We start from the raw sequence: 19,359 nt of genomic DNA, 5'->3' as shown, positions 1-19,359 counted from the left end.
GTCGGGACGCGGCACCGCCCCCGGTCCGCACGTCCCCGTCCCTGCGCCCTGTGGGGTGCAACGGCGGCGCTCAGCCGGCCAGCGGGTGCGCCAGCTCGTCCTCGCGCATCCGCCCGGCCCACAGGGCCACCAGCCCCAGCGCCGGGGTCAGCAGGGCCACGATCCAGAAGATCACCGGCAGGGGCACCACCTGGGCCACGGGTCCCGCGACCGCCATCGACACCGGCATGAGGGCGATCGAGACGAAGAAGTCGAGGCTCGAGACCCGCCCCAGCATGTGGCGCGGGACCCGGCGCTGCAGGAGAGTGCCCCACAGCACCATGCCCGCGCCGTCCCCGGCGCCCACGAAGGCCAGGCACAGCGCCATGACCCAGAACGAGTCGGTGGTCGCGACGAGACCGAAGGGCAGCGTCCCGAACCCCCACAGCACGATCATCCAGCTGAGGTAGCGCCGCGGCAGGGGCAGCGACGCGACCACCAGGGAGGCCACCGCGCTGGCCCCGCCGTAGCACGCCAGCAGGTAGCCGAACGTGGAGGCGTCCCCGCCCAGCCGGTCCCGGACCAGGAACGGGACGAGGACCTCCAGGGGACCCAGCAGCAGGAAGACCGCGAGCACCGCCCACAGCAGGGTCCACAGCAGCCACGGGGTCCGCACCGTGTAGCTCACGCCCTCCATGAGGTCCTGCCGCACGGACCGGAGGGCGCCCACCGCCTCCCGCGGCGGGGACGGCTCCCCCGCGCCTGGATCCGTGTCCGCGCCGGCGTCCGCGCCGGCGTCCGAATCGGCGTCGTGGCCGGGCACGTGCAGGCGCAGCAGCAGCACGAGCGCGGCGGCGTGGCAGAGCGCGATCAGGGCGAGCGCGCCGCCCGGGGCGACCAGCCCGATGAGCAGACCCGCCACGGCCGGTCCCGCCGCCTGCTGCAGCAGCGGGCGCGCCGTGCCCTCCACCCCGTTGGCCGCGAGCAGCTGCCGGGCGGGCAGGATCCGGGGCAGCGAGGCCGAGTAGGCCGGATAGAAGAAGCCGAGACCCGCGCCGAACACGAACGCCGCCGCGGCAAGGTGCCCCATGCGCAGCCCGTCCGCCAGGGCCAGGACGGCGAGCGTCCCCGCCGTCAGGAGGTTGGCGGTCTCGACGAGGCGCAGCACCCGGGCCAGGAGGAAGCGGTCGGCCGCGATCCCGCCCACGAGCACGAAGACGAGCATGCCGAGCGCGCCCACCGCAGTCACGGCCGAGAGGTCCACGGCCGTGCCGTCCAGCTGCAGGACCTGGTGCACGAGGGCCACCGCCCACATCCCGGCGCCGAAGACGCTGCTGAACATCGCGAAGGCGAGCACACGGTACCGGCCGAGCCGGAACGGCTCCAGCGCGCGGGGCAGGGGCATGCCCCCAGTGTCCCCCCGCGCGGGCCCCGGCGCACGGGCCGGTGCGGTGGTGGAGGCCGCGGATCCGTAGGACACTGGGGCGGTGCAGACCTTCCTCCCGTACCCGGACTTCGCCCGCTCGGCCCGCGTCCTCGACCGCAAGCGGCTCGGCAAGCAGCGGGTGGAGACCCTGCAGGTGCTGCGCGCGGCCACCGTGCCGGGCTACGGGTGGTACCGCCACCCGGCCACGGCGATGTGGGCCGGGCACGTGCCCGCCCTGGTCGCCTACGGCCGCGCGATGGTCGACGAGTGGACGGCCCGCGGCGGGGCCGACAGCACGGGGTGGCAGATCCGCGAGTTCGCCCCCGAGGCCTGGGACCGCGCCCCCGACGACGACGTGGCGCCGCCGCCGCCCTGGCTGGGCGACGAGGCGTTCCACCGCTCGCACCGGTCGAACCTGCTGCGCAAGGACGAGGAGCTCTACCGCGCGGTCTTCCCCGGCGACCCCGCCGGCCTGGACTACGTGTGGCCCGTGCCCGCGGAGGGCCGCACGCCACCCGCCGAGCCGCCGCACGGCCGGCGGGCGTGGGTCCTGGCGCCGGGCGCGCACGAGGCGGCGGGCGGCGCCGTCGTCGTGCCCTTCCGCGTCCCGGACGGCGTGCGGGAGAGCCACTGGGTGCAGGCGGTGGCCCGCGTCGAGGAGGAGCTGCGGGAGGGTGAGCCGGTGCTGCTGCTGCACGGGCCGCCCGGCCCGGAGCAGGTCGTGGAGCGGACGGTGCTGGGCGAGAACGTGCACCACGCCGTCGGCGGGTTCTCCCTCGAGCTCGAGCGCGGGGACCGGGTGCTGCGCCGCGACCTGCCCGCACCCGCCCGGCTGCAGTCCCCCCGCCCCGTCTTCGCGGTCCCCGTCGAGGCCGTCGGCGCCGATCCGGGCGCGCCGCGGGTTTAATCCGGCGTCACGCCCGTCCGCGGCACCAAACCGTGGGTAGCATGTCACCCACCGGCGCCCGGCGCGCCCGACCCCAGGAGGCGCGCATGCGAGCATCCCACGTCCCCACCACGGGCACCGTCACGGTCACCGACTGGCCCGATCCGCACGCCCGGGAACCCGGTCAGCTGGTGGTGCGCATGCTGCACGCCTCGATCTGCGGATCCGACCTGCACGCGGCCTTCCACGGGCTGCTCCACGCGGAGGGCCCGCGCCGCCCCGGCTACCCCGGCCACGAAGGGGTCGGCGTGGTGGTCGAGTCCCGCTCGGAGCGCGTCCCGGAGGGCACCCTGGTGCTGACGGTCCCCCAGGGCGAGATGGGCGGGTGCTTCGCGGAGCTCCAGCTGCTGGACGACCTGCACGTCGTGGAGCTGCCCGCCGGCACGGACCCGGGCGACTCCCTGCAGCTGCGGCGGCTCATGATGGCCCAGCAGTACGGCACGTGCCTCTACGCCATGCGCCAGTTCTGGCCCGTGGAGACGCCTGCCCGCCGGGCGCACACGTGCGTGGTGATGGGCGCGGGCTCCGCCGGGCTGTTCTTCGTGGAGGAGGCCCGCCGACTGGGCTTCGCGCACGTCGTCGCCTCCGACCTGGACACGGGCAGGCTCGAGGTCGCCCGCCGGCTGGGCGCCGTCCCCGTGCGGGTGCCGGAGGAGGACCTCGCCGCGGTCGTGGCCGAGGTCACCGGGGGCCGCGGCGCCGACCTCGTCATCGAGGCCGTGGGGCACGACGTGCTGCGCGACCAGGCCGTCGAGCTCGCGGCCGACCGGGGCATCGTCGGCTTCTTCGGCCTGCCGGAGCGGCACGGGCACACCGAGGTCCCGCTGTGGACGGCGTTCCGCAAGAACCTGCGGCTGCAGTGCTCCGTGGCGGCGCAGGCCGAGCCGGGGCTGACGTCCTTCCGCGAGGCCCTGCGGCGGATCTCCGAGGGCGAGATCGACGTGGAGCACTGTCTCGGGCCCGAGTTCCCCCTCGAGCGGATCGCGGAGGCCATGCAGCGGGCCGAGGAGCACCGGCCCGGGGACATCAAGCTGACGATCACCCCGTGACCACCCCACCCCGCTCCGTCACCGGGTCCCCGGCCGGCGACCGTCCCGGGCCGGCGGCCCCCGCGCTGCCGTCCGTCACCGCCACGACCGGGAGCTCGCTCGCCGTGCAGGTGATGGCCGCGGTGCGCCGGGCGATCACGGCGGGCGAGATGGAGCCCGGGCGCCTCTACTCGGTGCAGCAGCTGGCCTCCGCCATGGACGTCTCCCGCAGCCCGGTGCGGGAGGGCCTGCTGCGGCTGGGCGAGGCCGGGCTGATCCGGTTCCACCGCAACCGCGGCTTCGAGATCGTCGAGGTCAGTCCCGACGACGTCGCCGAGATCTTCGCGGTGCGCACCGCCCTGGAGGTCCCGGCCGCCCGCCGGGCCGCACGTCTCGCGGCGCCCGAGGAGCTGGACCGGATCCGGGCCCGGTGGGAGGCGCTGCACGAGGCGGCCGGGACCGGGGACCTCGAGGCCACCGCCGAGGCGGACGAGGGACTGCACCGTGCGCTGCTGCTCGTCGCCGGCAACGCCCAGGCCGTCCAGCTCGTGGAGCGGCTGCGCACCACCACGTCCTTCCTGGGCGTCGTCGCCGCCACGTCGCGGCGGCCCGTCGGGGAGCTCGCGCGCGAGCACGACGCGCTGGTCCGGGCCGTGCTCGCCCGGGACGAGGCGGAGGCGGCACGCGCCATGCGCGAGCACCTCGCCTCCACCGCGCAGCGGCTCGTCGCCCAGGCCCTGCGCGCCCAGCGCACACCCGAGGAGCGCCTCGAGGAACTCACCGCGCAGGTCTGGGGCGCCGCCGCCGCCGGGTACTGAGAGCCCGGCGGGTGAGCCGCCGGAGGCCGGGGATCCCGGCCGGCGGCCCGGGGCCCCCGGTCGCGGAGCAGTCGAATGCCCCGGTCCGCCGACGGACCGGGGCATTCCGCACGGCTGCCCGGGGGTGCATCCGTGCTCGTCGGAGCGAGGTCGGGGGGCTCCCGCCGACCAGGGAGACGCTAGGCGGCCCGCGTGACGGTGCCGCCAACGGGAGGTGAACGCGAGGTGCTCAGCCCTCGCCGTCCCCGCCCTCCCGCGGGAGACGCACCTGGAAGCGGCACCGGCCCTCCGGGTCCTCGCCCGCGCCGATCGTCCCCCCGTGGGCCGCGACGATCTCCCGACTGATGGCCAGGCCCAGCCCGGATCCGCCCGTGTCCCGGGTCCGGGAGTCGTCGAGCCGCACGAACCGCTCGAAGACCCGTTCCCGGTCCTCCGGCGCGATGCGGTCGCCGTCGTTGACCACGGTCACGACCGCCTCGTCCCCCTCGGCCACCAGGGAGACGGCGATCCAGGTGTCCGCGTGCCGCTCCGCGTTGGAGAGCAGGTTGCGGACCACCTGCTGGAGCCGGCTGGCGTCCCCGCGGACCCGCACGGGGTCCACGTGCACGCGCACCTCGTGCCGCGAGGCCGGCCGCATCCGGGCGATCTCCTCCCGGACCACCTCGTCCAGGTCGGTGTCCGCGGTGCGCAGCCGCAGCCCGGCGTCGTCGACCTTGGCGAGGGTCAGGAGGTCCTCCACGAGCTGGCCCATCCGGCGGGACTGGGACCTCAGGACGGGGGCGACCTCGGACCACGTCGCCCCGGACGGGTCGGAGGCGGCCACCTCGATCGTGGTGGTGAGAGTGGCGAGCGGGCTGCGGAGCTCGTGGGAAGCGTCCGCCACGAACCGCCGCTGCGCCCGGTCGGAGGTCTGCAGCCGGTCCAGCATCCCGTTCATGGTCTCGGCGAGCGCCGCGATCTCGTCCCGGGTGGGGGGCACGTCGACCCGTTCCCCCAGGCGGGCCGTGCCGATGCGCCGGACCTGTCCGGTGATGCGGCGCACCGGGGCCAGGGAGCGGCCGACCAGGAACCACATGAGCGCGGCGCCGAGCAGCGCCAGCACCGGCCCGCCGACCAGCAGGAACAGGGACACGGTCTGGAGGGTGCCCTGCTGCAGCGCCATGGGCACGGCCACGGTGAGGGTCAGGGGCACCCCGTTGATGTACATGCCGTGAGCGACATACACGTGGTCGTCGGTCCTGAGCGCGAGCCCGTCCCCGGTCGCCGCGGAGTCGAAGGACCGCCCCGGCTCCAGGACCGGCACGGACAGGTCCGTGCCCAGCGCGCTGGCGGGGGACGCGGCCACCACCTGTCCGTCGGCGTCCTGGATTTGCACGATGACCCCCGGGCGGCCGAGCCGCAGCATCAGCTCGCCGAGCCCGGCCTGCGTGAACACGGCCGTCTCCCCCGCCGCGCCCCCGGCGCTGCGCGGGCCCCACGGGAGCCCCAGGTCCTGGAGGATCTCCGTCTGCCGGGCCACGGCCTGGTCGTGGGCGGCCCCCACGGCCGCGCGGCTGAGGACCTCGAGCAGCACGGCTCCGGCCACGGCCATCACCAGGAGGATGAGCAGCGCCGCGGCGGCGGTGCTGCGCTCCCGCACCCCCCACCGGTCGAGGAGCCCCCTCCTGGCGGAGGTCACGACGCCGGCGCCCCGGGCTCGTCCGGGACCAGCCGGTAGCCCATGCCGCGGACCGTCTGCAGGGTGGAGAGGCCGAAGGGCGCGTCGATCTTCTTCCGGAGATAGCCCACGTAGACCTCGACGATGTTCTCGGAGCCCTCGAAGCCGGCGTCCCACGCGTTGTCCATGATCTCCAGCTTCGAGACGACCTTCTCCGCGTTCTGCATCAGGTACTGGAGGATGACGTACTCCTTCGCGGTGAGCTCGAGCGCCGTCCCCCGGCGGGTCACGGTCCGGCGGACGGGGTCGAGCTGCAGGGACCCGACCGTGAGCACCACGGGCCGCTCGGGCGCCCCCCGGCGGATGAGGGCGCGCAGCCGCGCCACGAGCACGAGGAAGCTGAAGGGCTTGGTGAGGTAGTCGTCGGCGCCGAGGTCGAAGGCGTCGGTCTGGTCGTACTCGCCGTCCTTGGCGGTGAGCATCAGGACGGGGACCCAGTTCTCGGCGGCGCGCAGCCCCTCGAGCACCGCGTAGCCGTTCCTGCCGGGCAGCATCAGGTCCAGGACCACGACGTCGTAGGGGTTCTCGCCGGCCAGCCACCCCCCGGTGATGCCGTCGTGGGCGACGTCGACGACGAAGCCCTCGTTCGTGAGCCCGCGGCGCAGCGACTCCGCGAGGTCCACCTCGTCCTCCACCAGCAGCACGCGCACGTGTCCTCCCGTTCTCCTCCGTGGGCGCGGCGGGATCCGCACCCCTCCAGTCTTCCGCACGCCGCCTGAGGATCCGATGAGGACGGCATCCCGACCGGCACGGTCGTGCCCCTTCTCCCCAACCGGTGCACAACGTTGTCCACAGGTGTGGAGAACTGTGTGCACAGCTCGCTCTCCACAGCGTTATTAACAGCTGTGGAAGCCGCCCCGGCCCTGTCCACACCGTTGCTCACAGGTGTGGAATTCCACCGGTGTAACTTGTCGACAGATGGGGACAACCCCTGTGGAGAACACGGTCGTCCGCCGGCGCGCGAGTGCTCGGGGACGGGCTGCGGCCGGCGTCACCGGCGGCCGCCGGCACCCCGGCGCCGGCGGCTGGCGGCCGTGTAGCCGAAGGCGACGATGGCTCCCGTGACGAGTCCGCCGAGGTGCGCCTGCCAGGCGATGCCGGGGAAGAGGAAGCCGAAGACGACGTTCACGCCGATCAGCACCGCGATGGGCGTGATGGACTGCCCCAGGTGGCGCTGCAGCACGAACAGGGCGCCGAACAGGCCGAAGACGCCCCCGGACGCGCCGACCACGAGGCTGAGCGGGTGCGACAGGAGCAGGACGCCCACGGATCCGCCCAGGACGGAGAGCAGGAACAGCAGCAGGAACCGGCCGCGACCCAGCGCCGGCTCGAGCATCCGCCCGAACAGGTAGAGCATGTACATGTTCAGGATCAGGTGCAGCGGACTGGACATCGAGTGCAGGAAACCGCTCGTGAGCATCCGCCACGGCTCGGAGGTCGTGGTCACGGGGGCGTAGGCGAACATCTGCAGCAGGCTCACGCCCGCCGCCTGCCCGAGCCACTGCAGCGCGTAGACCACCGCGTTGACGCCGACGAGCCACCAGGTGACGAGCATCGGGGAGCCCTGGGCCGCGCGGCCGCCGAGGCTCGTGCGGACGGCGGGGCGCGAGCGCGTCGCCTCCTGCACGCAGTCGACGCAGTGGACGCCCACCGCGGCCGTGCGCTGGCACTCCGGGCACGTCGGCCGGCCGCACCGCTGGCACCGCACGTACGCCGGACGGTCGGGGTGGCGCGGGCACACCGGGACGTCTCCCCCGGTGGACGCGCCGTACTGCGGTCGCTCGCCGCTCACTGGGACTCCTCCTGGGCCGCTTCTCCGCGGGCCCGGTTCGCTGGACGGGATGGACTGGGGCGGACGGGACGGCAACGGCGCAGGCCCGTCCGGATCGCTCCGGACGGGCCTGCGCCGCTGGTCCCCGTCCCGGCGGTGCCGGGACGGGGAGACTGCTCGGATCTAGAGCTGCTCGATGTCGATCGAGGTGACCACGCAGTCCTCGACCGGACGGTCCATGCCGCCGGTGCGGACGCTGTTCAGCTCGTCCACGACCTTCCGCGACGCGTCGTCGGCCACCTCGCCGAAGATGGTGTGCTTGCCCTGCAGCCAGGTGGTCGGGGCGGTGGTGATGAAGAACTGGGACCCGTTGGTGCCCTTGCCGTTGCGCTTGCCGGCGTTGGCCATCGCCAGGATGTAGGGCTCGTTGAAGTCGAGCTCGGGGTGGATCTCGTCGTCGAACTCGTAGCCCGGTCCGCCGATGCCCTGGCCCAGGGGGTCCCCGCCCTGGATCATGAAGTCCTTGATGATGCGGTGGAAGACCACGTCCTTGTAGAGGGGACCGGTCTGCTTCTCACCGGTGCGCGGGTCGCTCCACTCCTGGGTGCCGTCCGAGAGGCCGATGAAGTTCTTGACGGTCTTCGGGGCGTGGTTGCCGAACAGGTTCACGACGATGTCGCCGTGGTTCGTGTGGATGGTCGCCTTGGCGGTGGGGATGGCAGAAGTCATGCGCCCATTCTTGCACGGTCCCCGGAGGCCCTTCCCGGTGGGGCAGCGGGGTTCAGCGCACAGTGAAAAGGCCCGGGATTGCGCGGCGCACCCTCCTGCCCCGACGGCTCTGCCCGTATGCTGACAGTGGATTGTCACGACCCGAGGAGGGATGGATTCATGAGCTTCAAGAAGACCAAGAGCGAGAAGAAGGCCGTCGCGGCGCAGAAGGCCGCGGAGAGCAAGGTCCTGGACGCCGGCAAGTGGGCGTCCAAGGAGATCGGCGACCTCGCGCCCCGGCTCCAGCACAGCGTCGAGGCGGGCGCCGCGGCCCTCGCCGGTGGCGTCGCGACCGCCGGCCCCAAGGTCCAGGAGGGTCTGGGCCGCGCCCACGACCTCTCCGGCTCCGCCAAGCTGAAGGCCGCCGCGGTGACCGCCCCGGTCGCGGCCAAGGCCGCGAAGACCGCCGGCCCCGTGGCCGCGAAGGCCGCGGACCGGGCCTCCGAGAGCCGCGCCGCGATGCAGGCGAAGTACGCCGGTGCCGCCGCCCTGCTTGCGGGCAAGTTCGCCGACGCGGACACCCCCGAGCAGCTCGAGGCGATCGTCGCGAAGCTGACCGGTGACAAGAAGGCCGTGGCCAACGCGAAGAAGGCCGCCTCGAAGGTCGCCAAGGACTACGCCAGGCAGCAGAAGAAGGCCGAGAAGTCCCACAAGGGTCTCCTGCTGCTGGGCCTGCTCGTGGCCGGCGGTGCGGCCGGCGTGGCCGCCTGGAAGGCCTCGCGCCCGGTCGAGGACCCCTGGAAGACCCCGGCGGCCACGTCCCCGCGCGTGACCGCCTCCCCGGTGGCCCAGCAGTCCACCGTGGCCGCCGGCACCGGTGTGCAGGTCGACGACGTCAAGGACGCGACCACCCCGGCCGGTCAGTCCGGTGGTGTCTCGGAGGCCGCCGCCGAGGTCAAGGACAGCGCCAAGACCGTCGGCGAGGACGCCAAGACCACGATCCACGAGGTCAAGGAGCAGATCCAGGGCAAGAAGGACGAGAACGAGGCCTGACCCCCGCCCGTTCGGGCAGAGGCCCCCGCTCCCGGCAGGGAGCGGGGGCCTCTGCCGTTGCGGCGGCGCGCGGTGATGCGCCCGGGGATGCGGCCGGGAACGAGAAGATCCCGACCGAGCGTCTGCTCGATCGGGATCCGATGTGGTGGAGACGAGGGGACTCGAACCCCTAACCCTCTGCTTGCAAAGCAGATGCGCTACCAATTGCGCCACGTCCCCGCGGTGTACCGGGCTACTCCACCTCGTCGGTGGCGTCCGCCCAGGCATTCCTGTCGGCGTCGGCCTCCCGCAGCTTGGTGAGCACCGCGACCGACGCGCCGACCAGGGCGAGAGCCGCAGCCATCTTCCTGTTCACGCCTGCCTCCTGACCTGCGGAAAAGGGAAACCGTGGGCGTACCAGGAATTGAACCTGGGACCTCTTCGTTATCAGCGAAGCGCTCTAACCGTCTGAGCTATACGCCCTCTCACGGCCCTTGCGGACCGAGAAGAAACGATACCGGAGTTGCCGACCCGTGCCAAATCGCCCCGGCCCGGCCGGACTCCCCGGAACCGCGCCGGATCAGTCGTCCGTGAGGGTGAGCCCGATCCCGCCCACGAGGGCCGCCGCGATGTTGTACAGCAGGGCGGCGAGCACCGACAGGGCGGTCAGCAGGATGACGTTGACCACGGACACGATGGTCGCGAAGATCGCGATCTGCCCCAGGGACAGGAAGTCCTTGATGTTCAGGGCCCCGCCCGCGCCGCCCAGCATCCCGAGCAGCTCGTTGATCCCGTCGAACAGGCCCGTGAGGTCCAGGACGATCCACAGCACGACCGCGGCGACCACGGTGATGATCCCCAGCGCGACCGACAGCAGGAACGCGAGCTTGAGCACCGACCAGGTGTCCACCTTCGAGACCACGAGCCGCGCCCGGCGCACCCGCGGCCGCGGGGCCGGGCGGACCAGGCCCTTCGTCGAGCTCGCGGGCCGGGCGCTCTTCGCCGGGCCGGAGCCGGACCGGGCAGCGCTCGGCTTCGCGGGACCCGAGCCCGACTTCGCCGGCTTCGGCGCGGTCCGGGCGCTCGTCGAGGGCCTCGCCGTCCCGGACGGCGACCCGTTCCCGGGGCGGGGTGCGGACGCCAGCGGGGAGCGTCCGGACCGGCCGGCGGTGTTGGAGCCGGAACTCGAGCTCATGCGTTACCTCCGTTGTTGTTCGGGTCCAACGCTACTTCATCCTCCGTCGTGTCCCCGGAACCGGGGACCGGACCGAGCTCGTCGGCCTCTCCGTCGACCTCGCCCGTGTCCAGGACGTCGGCCGTCTCCATCGTCTCGTCGAGCTGGACGTCGACCTCGGCCACGGCCTCGGCGTCGACCTCCTCGGCGATCTCCCGGTCGGCGTTGCGGGCCACCCCGGTGATCGTGTCGCCCTGGGCGGGCTTCGCGAAGATCACGCCCATCGTGTCGCGGCCCTTGGCCGGGACCTCGGAGGCGCCGGTGCGCACGACCTTGCCGGACTCCATGACCACGAGGACCTCGTCCTCCTCGCCCACGATGATCCCGCCGACCAGCCGGCCGCGCTGCTCCGCGAGCTTGGCCACCTTGATGCCGATGCCGCCGCGGCCCTGCACCCGGTACTCCTCCACCTTGGTGCGCTTGGCGTAGCCGCCCTCGGTGACCACGAAGACGTAGGCGTCGTCGGTGACCACGTTGGCGGAGAGCAGCTCGTCGCCGTCCCGGAACTTCATGCCGGTGACCCCGGAGGTCGCCCGCCCCATGGGACGCAGCACCTCGTCGCTCGCGGTGAAGCGCAGGGACATCCCGTTGCGGGAGACCAGGAGCAGGTCGTCCTGCGCGGACGCCAGCTGGGCCGAGACGAGCTCGTCGTCGTCGCGCAGGTTGATCGCGATCACCCCGGCCGTGCGGTTGGTGTCGTAGTCCATCAGCCGGGACTTCTTGATCAGGCCCCTGCGGGTGGCGAGCACCAGGTACGGGGCGTCGCTGTACGAGCGCAGCTCCATGACCTGGGCGATCCGCTCCCCCGGCTGGAAGGCCATCAGGTTCGCCACGTGCTGGCCCTTGGAGTCCCGGCCCGCCTCCAGCAGCTCGTACGCCTTGGTGCGGTAGACCCGGCCCAGGTTCGTGAAGAACAGGATCCAGTTGTGGGTGGTGGTGACGAAGAAGTGCTCCACGACGTCGTCCCCGCGCAGCTGCGCGCCCTTCACGCCCTTGCCGCCGCGCCGCTGGGAGCGGTACTGGTCGGAGCGCGTGCGCTTGACGTATCCGCCGCGGGTGATGGTCACGACCATCTCCTCCTCGGGGATCAGGTCCTCCATCGACATGTCGCCGTCGTAGCCGTACATGATCTCGGAGCGGCGGTCGTCGCCGTAGCGGCCCACGATCTCGTCGAGCTCCGAGGAGATGATGCCGCGCTGGCGCTCCTCCGAGGCGATGATCTCGGTGTACTCGGCGATGAGCCGCTCGAGCTCCGCGTGCCGGTCCTGGATCTTCTGCCGCTCGAGGGCCGCGAGCCGGCGCAGCTGCATGTTGAGGATGGCCTGCGCCTGGTCCTCGTCGATCTGCAGCAGCTCCATGAGCCCGCTGCGGGCGTCGTCGGCCGTCGGGGAGCGGCGGATGAGCGCGATGACCTCGTCGAGGGCGTCGAGCGCCTTGAGCAGACCCCGCAGGATGTGGGCCTCCGCCTCGGCCTGCCGCAGGCGGTACTCGGTGCGGCGGACGATGACGTCCATCTGGTGGGTGACCCAGTGCCGGATGAACGCGTCGAGGCTCAGCGTGCGGGGCACCCCGTCCACGAGCGCGAGCATGTTGGCGGAGAAGTTGTCCTGCAGCTGCGTGTGCTTGTAGAGGTTGTTGAGCACCACCTTGGCCACGGCGTCGCGCTTGAGCACGATCACCAGCCGCTGCCCGGTGCGCCCGGAGGTCTCGTCCCGGATGTCGGCGATGCCGGTGATGCGGCCGTCCTTGACGAGGTCCGCGATCTTCATCGCGAGGTTGTCCGGGTTCGCCTGGTAGGGCAGCTCGGTGACCACCAGGCAGGTGCGGTTGTGGATCTCCTCGACGCTGACCACGGCGCGCATGGAGATCGAGCCGCGGCCGGTGCGGTAGGCGTCCTCGATGCCCTTGTGCCCGAGGATCTGCGCGCCGGTCGGGAAGTCCGGGCCCTTGATCCGCTGCAGCAGCTCCTCGAGCAGCGTCTCGTTGGAGACGTCCGGGTGCTGGAGGTACCACTGCACGCCGTCCGCGACCTCGCGCAGGTTGTGCGGCGGGATGTTGGTGGCCATGCCCACGGCGATGCCGGACGAGCCGTTGACCAGCAGGTTGGGGAACCGGGACGGCAGCACCGACGGCTCCTGGTTCTTGCCGTCGTAGTTGTCCTGGAAGTCGACGGTCTCCTCGTGGATGTCCCGGACCATCTCCATGGCGATGGGCGCCATCTTGGTCTCGGTGTACCGCGGGGCGGCCGCGCCGTCGTTGCCCGGGGAGCCGAAGTTGCCCTGCCCCAGGGCGAGCGGATAGCGCATCACCCAGCCCTGGATCAGCCGCACGAGGGCGTCGTAGATCGCGGAGTCGCCGTGCGGGTGGTACTGGCCCATGACCTCGCCCACCACGCGGGCGCACTTGTTGAAGGAGCGGTCGGGGCGGTAGCCGCCGTCGTACATCGCGTACAGCACGCGCCGGTGCACCGGCTTGAGCCCGTCCCGGACGTCCGGCAGGGCGCGGCCCACGATGACAGCCATCGCGTAGTCGAGGTAGGACCGCTGCATCTCGGTCTGCAGGTCCACCTGCTCCACGCGGTCGGTCAGCACGGGGGTGTGCTCGAGGTCGCCGGCGAGGCCGGCGTCCTCCGGGGTCGGTCCGTCCTGGGTCTCGTCACTCATGCGGTCTTTCCGTTCTGTCTGCTCGTCCTCGTGGTCCTGCGCAGGTCCCGCCCCCGGTCATTGCATGCCGAGTGGGACATATGTCGCGGGTCAGATGTCGAGGAACCGGATGTCCTTGGCGTTCTGCTGGATGAACTCGCGGCGGGACTCGACGTCCTCGCCCATGAGCACGGAGAAGATCTGGTCGGCGGCGGCCGCGTCCTCCATGGTCACCTGCAGCAGGGTGCGGTGGTCGGGGTCCATCGTGGTGTCCCACAGCTCGGTGTAGTCCATCTCGCCGAGGCCCTTGTAGCGCTGGATGCCGTTGTCCTTGGGGATGCGCTGGTTGTTGGCGAGCCCGCGCGCCAGCGCCTCGTCCCGCTCGGCGTCCGTGTAGACGTAGTCGTGCGGGGCGTTGGACCACTTGATCCGGTACAGCGGCGGCTGGGCCAGGTAGACGAAGCCGTGCTCGATCAGCGGGCGCATGAACCGGAACAGCAGCGTCAGCAGCAGCGTGGTGATGTGCTGGCCGTCCACGTCGGCGTCGGCCATCAGCACGATCTTGTGGTACCGCGCCTTCTCGATGTCGAAGTCGTCGCCGATGCCCGCGCCGAACGCGGTGATCATCGACTGCACCTCGGTGTTGGACAGCGCCCGGTCCAGCCGCGCGCGCTCCACGTTGAGGATCTTGCCGCGCAGCGGCAGGATCGCCTGGTGCGCGGGGTCCCGGCCCTGCACCGCCGAGCCGCCCGCGGAGTCACCCTCCACGATGTAGATCTCGGACAGGGAGGGGTCCTTGGAGGAGCAGTCCTTGAGCTTGCCGGGCATCCCGCCCGACTCGAGCAGGCCCTTGCGCCGGGTGGTCTCGCGCGCCTTGCGGGCCGCGAGCCGCGCCTGCGAGGCGTTGATCGCCTTGCGGATGATCTCCCGTGCCGCGGCCGGGTTGCGCTCGAGCCAGTCGCCGAACCGGTTGTTCACCTCGCGCTGGACGAAGGTCTTCGCCTCGGAGTTGCCGAGCTTCGTCTTGGTCTGGCCCTCGAACTGGGGCTCGGCGAGCTTGATCGAGATGACGGCCGTGAGGCCCTCGCGGACGTCGTCGCCGGTGAGGTTCTCGTCCTTGTCCCGGAGCAGCTTGTTCTCCCGGGCGTAGCGGTTCACGAGGGACGTCATCGCCGAGCGGAAGCCCTCCTCGTGGGTGCCGCCCTCGTGGGTGTTGATCGTGTTCGCGTACGTGTGCACGGACTCGGTGTAGGCCGTGGTCCACTGCATGGCGAGCTCGAGGGACATCTTGCGCTCCGTGTCCTCGGACTCGAGCGCGATGACGTCGTCGTGGACGAGGTCGGCCTTCTTGGACGTGTTCAGGAACGTCACGTAGTCCAGCAGGCCGTGGTCGTACTTGTAGACGACCCGGCGGTGGCCGGCGCCGTCCTCGTCCTCGTGGTTGAGCCGGGCGACGTCGGTGCCGCCGTCGCGGCCCTCGACCGGCTCGGCGTCCGCGTGGACGGCGGTGCGGTCCGAGGCGGAGCCGGCGATCTCCTCGCCGGACTCCTCCGGCGCCCGCTCGTCCGTGAGGGTGATCCGCAGGCTCTTGTTGAGGAACGCCATCTGCTGGAAGCGGGCCCGCAGCGTCTCGAAGTCGAAGTCGACGGTCTCGAAGATGTCGGGGTCCGGGTAGAAGACCTGGGTGGTGCCGGTCTCCGAGGTCTCCTCCCCCCGGACCAGCTCGCCCTGGGGCATGCCGCCGTCGGCGAAGACCATCCGCCAGACGTGGCCCTGGCGCCGCACCTCGGTCTCGACGCGCCGGGACAGCGCGTTGACCACGGAGATGCCAACGCCGTGCAGCCCGCCCGAGACGGCGTAGCCGCCGCCGCCGAACTTGCCGCCCGCGTGCAGGATCGTCATGACGACCTCGACCGTGGGCCGGCCCTCGGTCGGGTGGATGTCCACGGGGATGCCGCGGCCGTTGTCCACGACCTTGACGCCGCCGTCGGCCTGCAGGGTGATCTCGATGTGGTCGCAGTAGCCCGCCAGGGCCTCGTCGACCGAGTTGTCGACCACCTCGTACACGAGGTGGTGCAGCCCCCGCGGGCCGGTCGAGCCGATGTACATGCCGGGTCGCTTCCGGACGGCCTCGAGACCTTCCAGGACGGTGATGTCACCGGCACCGTACTCGCGCTTCTGCGGATCCTCTGTTGCCACGGGTTCCTGGCTCCTCCTGTTGGGCACACCGGTCCCGCTCCGGACGGCACAAGAGAACGCCGATGAGACGTTCGGGCGGCTCATCGGCTCGTGCGGGGTCGGAACGGGTCGACGACTCCGGGTGCCCGCGCCGCGGGCGATGTGGTCGCGATCGGCCGTGGGGGCCCGGTCCGTCGATTGCTGTCTGGAACCGATTCTATCGGAAAACCGTGGGCTCGGGGTGCTCACAGGTCCCTCTGAGCGGCCGGGAAAGGGCCTCAGGACCACTTTTCCTCCGCTCCGCCACCCCCAGGACGCCACCGGGGGGCCGCAGCGCGCCACGAGGCCGCTCAGCGGTCCGGACCACCGGCCTCAGCCGTAGGTGTCGCGGGGCCCCCGGCCCTGCACGGAGCGGCGGCCGCGCTTCCAGCTCGGGGCCGTGGGACCGAGGATCTCGATCCGGGTGACGATGCCCTCCCCCAGGTGCTCGTCGAACATGCGCAGCAGCTGCGGGACCATGAGGCGCAGGTTCGCGGCGTAGGCGGTGGAGTCGCACCGGACCCGCACCACGGTCTCGTCGAAGCTCTCCGGCCGGCAGTGCCCGGCGATGCCCGGGCCCACGAGGTCGTCCCAGCGGGCCAGCACCGAGCCCACGGCGACCGGCGCCTTCCAGCCGCGCCCGGACACGAGCCCGTCCAGCACCGTGCCGACCCCCCGGGGGTCGCGGGCGGAGCGGCCCGCCCCGGAGTACCCGCCGAGCGCCCGCGGGTCGACGTCGTTGCCGCGGCGGCCCAGGCGCTCGGCGGCCGACGCGGTGGCCGCCTCCATGGCGGCGCCGAAGCCCTTGAGGTTGCGCCGGGCGGCCGCGCCGTAGAGCCGCCCGTCCCCGCGCGCCTCCGCCGCGTGGCGCATCCGGGTGAGCAGCGCCGCCGGTGCGTCGATCTCGTCCTCGATCCGCACGACGTTCGCCTCGGGGACAGGGGGCTCCTGGGGCTCCCCGGCGGGGAGCGGGTCGTCCTCGCGCCGCGGCCCGGTCACGACGACGACGCCTCCTCCGGCTCCGGACCGGTCCCGGCGGGCGCCTGCTCGTCGTCCCGGACGGCGGTGCCGGGACCCACCCGCACCACATCGTGCGGACCGGCCACGAGCTCGGCCGGGAGGTCCTCCTCGACCGCGGCGGTCACGAGCACCTGCTCGGCGGAGGCCACGATCGCGGCGAGACGGCTGCGGCGGCGGGCGTCGAGCTCCGCGAACACGTCGTCCAGGACGAGGATCGGCGCGGCGCCCTCCGTGGGGTCGTCCGCCAGGTGGACGTACCAGGAGCCGAGGCGGAGCGCGAGGGCGTAGGACCAGGTCTCGCCGTGGGAGGCGTAGCCCCGGGCCGGCGCCGTCCCGAGCAGCAGCTCGAGCTCGTCGCGGTGCGGGCCCACGAGGGTCAGTCCCCGCTCGAGCTCCCGCTGCTCCGAGGCCTCGCACGCGTCGAGGATCAGCTGGTGCAGGTCCGCGGGCGTGAACCCGCGCAGCCGCTCGGCGTCCCCGGCCGCGCTCTCGGGCAGCACCGAGGACACGTAGCGCAGGGTCGTCTCCTTGGTCCCGTCCGTGAGCTGGCCGTAGGCGGTCGCCACCTGGGGCGCCAGGGCGTCGATGAGCTGCAGGCGCGCGTGCAGGATGCCGGCCCCGGCGCGGGCGAACTGGTCGTTCCACGCCGCCAGGGTCGACCGGTGGGTGTCCGTGAACCGGCCGCTCCGGCGGGCCGACTTCAGCAGCGCGTTGCGCTGCCGGAGCACCTTCTCGTAGTCGGCCAGGGTGCCCGCGAGGACCGGGCGCATGGACTTCGCGAGGTCGTCGAGGAAGCGCCGGCGGTGGGAGGGGTCCCCCTTCACCAGCGCCAGGTCCTCCGGCGAGAACAGGACGGTCCGCACGATGCCGAGCGCGTCCCGGGCCCGCACCGGGGAGGCCCGGTTGATGCGCACCCGGTTGGCGCGGCCGTCGTTGAGCTCGAGCTCCAGGACGGTCTGCTGCCCGCCCCGCCGCACCCGGACGCGGACGATCGCGCGGTCGGCGCCGAAGCGGATCAGCGGGCCGTCGGAGGACACCCGGTGCGAGGACAGACCCGCCGTGTAGTCGAGGGCCTCGACGATGTTCGTCTTGCCCACGCCGTTCGGCCCGAGGAACACGGTGGTCCCGGGAGCGAGACGTATGTCCAGATGGGCATACGTCCGGTAGTCGAGCAGGGAGAGGTGGTCGACGAACACGCCGGGATCAGCAGCTTCCGGTTCCGGGCCGGCCGGTCACTGGCTGGGGAGCCGCACCGGCATCAGCAGGTACTTGTAGTCGTCCTTGTCCTCGCCCTCGGGCTCGGCCTGGGCGGAGAGCACGGCCGGCTTGGGCGGGGCGGTGAAGGAGAACCGGACGTAGTCGGAGGCGAAGGCGTGCAGGCCCTCGGAGAGGTACGTCGGGTTGAAGGCCACCGTGATGTCGTCGCCGGTGAGGTGCGCGTCGAGGACCTCGGAGGCCTGGGCGTCCTCGCCGGTCCCGGCGTCCAGGGCCACCTGCCCCTGGGTGAAGGCCAGGCGCACGGGGGTGTTGCGCTCGGCCACGAGCGAGACGCGCCGGACGGCCTCGACGAGCTCGGTGGTCCGCACCGCCGCGGTGATCGGCGTGTGCTCCGGGAACAGCGACCGGATCTTGGGGTACTCGCCGTCGATGAGCAGGCTCGTGGTGCGGCGGCCGCCGGACTCGAAGCCGACGAGCTCCGCGGAGTCGGACAGGGCGATGTTGATGTCACCGGCCGGGCCGAGGGTCTTGGCGATGTCGTTGAGGGTGCGCGCCTTGATCAGCGCGGCCGTGGAGATGTCCTGGGTGCTGGGCCGCCAGGTGAGCTCGCGCATCGCGAGCCGGTAGCGGTCCGTGGCGAGCAGCGTCATCTTCTCGCCCTCGATCTCCACGCGGACGCCGGTGAGGATGGGCAGGGTGTCGTCCTTGCTCGCGGCGATGTTCACCTGCGCCACGGCGTGGGCGAACTCGTCGCCGGCCACCACGCCGGAGACGTCCGGCAGCGCGGGCAGCTCCGGGTAGTCGCCGACCGGCATGGCCGCGAGGTTGAAGCGCGAGGAGCGGCAGGTCAGGGTGACCTTCCCCTCGTCGGCGTGCACCTCGACCGGGGCGGAGGGCAGGGAGCGGCAGATGTCCGCGAGCAGACGGCCGGAGACGAGGGTGGTGCCCTCCTCCTGGACGTCGGCGCTGATCGACAGCCGCGCGGAGATCTCGTAGTCGAAGCTCGCGATGGACAGCTGACCGCCCTCCGCACGGATGAGCAGACCGGACAGCACGGGGACCGGGGGCCGAGGAGAGAGGGACCGAGCGGTCCAGGTGACGGCCTCGGCGAGAACATCGCGTTCGACGGAGAACTTCACGAGAGGTTGCTGCCTTTCAGTCTGAGCAAGGACGGCGGAGCCACGGTCCCGGACAGGGACCGGTGCGGGCCGCGCCGCGGGGTGCAGCGGTGCGAACAGGGTCTTCGCCCTCTGCATCGTATCGGTCCGTTTCACAGGACGGCCATTCGGCCGCTCCGTGGCGGCGTCCGGGTGATCCGGGGCCCGGGAGGTCCCGGACGGGGTCGGCACTCCAGGATTCTTGTTGTTTGGCCAGATGTCTCTTTAAGGATGGGAGTGTTAATAACCGCTGTGGAATCTGTGGATAACTGCCCCTCGGCCAGCACCCGGGCGGTGGCGGCCTGTTGAGTTCCTGTGGTTCGGGGTCCACCGGAACGCGTGCTGCCGGTGGACGAGATCCGCGTGGTTCCGCGGGTTCCACAGCCCTCCACCGAGTTGTACCGAGGTTCTCCACCGGTCGGACGGAGAATTCCACAATTTTATCC

At 72.3% G+C, this 19,359-nt stretch carries 16 protein-coding genes and 2 tRNA genes; 4 read left to right on the top strand and 14 right to left on the bottom strand.

Going from position 1 to position 19,359, the window contains the following annotated elements:
* Window positions 1-70: 70 nt before the first annotated feature.
* Window positions 71-1,384: an MFS transporter gene (locus ACZ2G1_RS12080; protein ID WP_144835632.1), complete on the bottom strand. Its 1,314-nt coding sequence runs from the start codon at window positions 1,382-1,384 to the stop codon at window positions 71-73.
* An 82-nt stretch (window positions 1,385-1,466) separates the two neighbouring features.
* Here ACZ2G1_RS12080 and ACZ2G1_RS12075 point away from each other — a divergent pair, with 82 nt between their 5' ends.
* From ACZ2G1_RS12075 to ACZ2G1_RS12065, 3 genes are all read left to right on the top strand, one after another.
* Window positions 1,467-2,312 (top strand): MSMEG_6728 family protein, encoded by an 846-nt coding sequence (locus ACZ2G1_RS12075; RefSeq protein WP_470376856.1) that lies wholly within the window; start codon window positions 1,467-1,469, stop codon window positions 2,310-2,312.
* Window positions 2,313-2,398: 86 nt separating this feature from the next.
* Window positions 2,399-3,400 (top strand): zinc-binding dehydrogenase, encoded by a 1,002-nt coding sequence (locus ACZ2G1_RS12070; protein ID WP_017835086.1) that lies wholly within the window; start codon window positions 2,399-2,401, stop codon window positions 3,398-3,400.
* Window positions 3,397-4,197, top strand: a complete 801-nt coding sequence (locus ACZ2G1_RS12065) for a GntR family transcriptional regulator (protein WP_017835085.1) — start codon at window positions 3,397-3,399, stop codon at window positions 4,195-4,197. The genes ACZ2G1_RS12070 and ACZ2G1_RS12065 overlap by 4 nt, the downstream gene beginning before the upstream one ends.
* A gap of 229 nt (window positions 4,198-4,426) precedes the next feature.
* On the opposite strand, the gene ACZ2G1_RS12060 is transcribed toward ACZ2G1_RS12065, so the two are convergent.
* The 4 genes from ACZ2G1_RS12060 to ACZ2G1_RS12045 all read right to left on the bottom strand — a co-directional run bounded on the left by ACZ2G1_RS12060 (window position 4,427) and on the right by ACZ2G1_RS12045 (window position 8,414).
* The gene (locus ACZ2G1_RS12060; protein WP_470376855.1) at window positions 4,427-5,875 is read right to left on the bottom strand and encodes a sensor histidine kinase; all 1,449 of its coding nucleotides are present in this window, start codon (window positions 5,873-5,875) and stop codon (window positions 4,427-4,429) included.
* Window positions 5,872-6,564 (bottom strand): response regulator transcription factor, encoded by a 693-nt coding sequence (locus ACZ2G1_RS12055; RefSeq protein WP_017835083.1) that lies wholly within the window; start codon window positions 6,562-6,564, stop codon window positions 5,872-5,874. The genes ACZ2G1_RS12060 and ACZ2G1_RS12055 overlap by 4 nt, the downstream gene beginning before the upstream one ends.
* 341 nt (window positions 6,565-6,905) lie before the next feature.
* Complete coding sequence (locus tag ACZ2G1_RS12050; protein WP_136341119.1) at window positions 6,906-7,706, bottom strand: rhomboid family intramembrane serine protease; 801 nt, start codon at window positions 7,704-7,706, stop codon at window positions 6,906-6,908.
* 162 nt (window positions 7,707-7,868) lie between these two features.
* On the bottom strand, window positions 7,869-8,414 hold the full coding sequence (locus ACZ2G1_RS12045) for a peptidylprolyl isomerase (protein WP_017835081.1): 546 nt from the start codon (window positions 8,412-8,414) through the stop codon (window positions 7,869-7,871).
* Between the two features lie 159 nt (window positions 8,415-8,573).
* On the opposite strand from ACZ2G1_RS12045, the gene ACZ2G1_RS12040 reads away from it, so the two are divergent.
* A complete protein-coding gene (locus ACZ2G1_RS12040; RefSeq protein ID WP_126349597.1) occupies window positions 8,574-9,446 on the top strand; it encodes a hypothetical protein in 873 nt (290 codons plus the stop codon).
* 143 nt (window positions 9,447-9,589) lie between these two features.
* Here the strand turns inward: ACZ2G1_RS12040 and ACZ2G1_RS12035 are convergent.
* The 9 genes from ACZ2G1_RS12035 to dnaN form a co-directional block, all read right to left on the bottom strand.
* Window positions 9,590-9,665 (bottom strand) — tRNA-Ala (locus tag ACZ2G1_RS12035).
* A gap of 13 nt (window positions 9,666-9,678) precedes the next feature.
* Window positions 9,679-9,801, bottom strand: a complete 123-nt coding sequence (locus ACZ2G1_RS12030) for a hypothetical protein (protein ID WP_255219369.1) — start codon at window positions 9,799-9,801, stop codon at window positions 9,679-9,681.
* Window positions 9,802-9,834: 33 nt separating this feature from the next.
* Window positions 9,835-9,908: transfer RNA gene (locus ACZ2G1_RS12025), tRNA-Ile, on the bottom strand.
* A gap of 97 nt (window positions 9,909-10,005) precedes the next feature.
* Window positions 10,006-10,620 (bottom strand): DUF3566 domain-containing protein, encoded by a 615-nt coding sequence (locus tag ACZ2G1_RS12020; protein ID WP_115156050.1) that lies wholly within the window; start codon window positions 10,618-10,620, stop codon window positions 10,006-10,008.
* On the bottom strand, window positions 10,617-13,322 hold the full coding sequence (gyrA, locus tag ACZ2G1_RS12015) for a DNA gyrase subunit A (protein WP_109243531.1): 2,706 nt from the start codon (window positions 13,320-13,322) through the stop codon (window positions 10,617-10,619). The genes ACZ2G1_RS12020 and gyrA overlap by 4 nt, the downstream gene beginning before the upstream one ends.
* 90 nt (window positions 13,323-13,412) lie before the next feature.
* The gene (gene gyrB / locus ACZ2G1_RS12010) at window positions 13,413-15,500 is read right to left on the bottom strand and encodes a DNA topoisomerase (ATP-hydrolyzing) subunit B (RefSeq protein ID WP_470376854.1); all 2,088 of its coding nucleotides are present in this window, start codon (window positions 15,498-15,500) and stop codon (window positions 13,413-13,415) included.
* 351 nt (window positions 15,501-15,851) lie between these two features.
* Entirely contained in the window at window positions 15,852-16,517 is a 666-nt protein-coding gene (locus tag ACZ2G1_RS12005) for a DciA family protein (RefSeq protein WP_017835075.1), read from the bottom strand.
* Window positions 16,514-17,734, bottom strand: coding sequence for a DNA replication/repair protein RecF (recF, locus tag ACZ2G1_RS12000; RefSeq protein WP_017835074.1), 1,221 nt, complete (start codon window positions 17,732-17,734; stop codon window positions 16,514-16,516). Before recF ends, ACZ2G1_RS12005 begins: the two co-directional genes overlap by 4 nt.
* A 36-nt stretch (window positions 17,735-17,770) precedes the next feature.
* Entirely contained in the window at window positions 17,771-18,895 is a 1,125-nt protein-coding gene (gene dnaN / locus ACZ2G1_RS11995; RefSeq protein WP_035924354.1) for a DNA polymerase III subunit beta, read from the bottom strand.
* Window positions 18,896-19,359: the final 464 nt, after the last annotated feature.

The sequence above is a fragment of the Kocuria sp. KKT182 genome (assembly GCF_055635395.1).
This window is presented reverse-complemented; position numbering and strand designations above follow the sequence as displayed.

What these genes read in the sequence shown, in the direction of transcription:
- ACZ2G1_RS12080 (WP_144835632.1), bottom strand. Translation starts at nt 1,384, where the DNA reads ATGCCCCTGCCCCGCGCGCTGGAGCCGTTCCGGCTCGGCCGGTACCGT.
- ACZ2G1_RS12070 (WP_017835086.1), top strand. Translation starts at nt 2,399, where the DNA reads ATGCGAGCATCCCACGTCCCCACCACGGGCACCGTCACGGTCACCGAC.
- ACZ2G1_RS12045 (WP_017835081.1), bottom strand. Translation starts at nt 8,414, where the DNA reads ATGACTTCTGCCATCCCCACCGCCAAGGCGACCATCCACACGAACCAC.
- ACZ2G1_RS12040 (WP_126349597.1), top strand. Translation starts at nt 8,574, where the DNA reads ATGAGCTTCAAGAAGACCAAGAGCGAGAAGAAGGCCGTCGCGGCGCAG.
- ACZ2G1_RS12020 (WP_115156050.1), bottom strand. Translation starts at nt 10,620, where the DNA reads ATGAGCTCGAGTTCCGGCTCCAACACCGCCGGCCGGTCCGGACGCTCC.
- gyrA (WP_109243531.1), bottom strand. Translation starts at nt 13,322, where the DNA reads ATGAGTGACGAGACCCAGGACGGACCGACCCCGGAGGACGCCGGCCTC.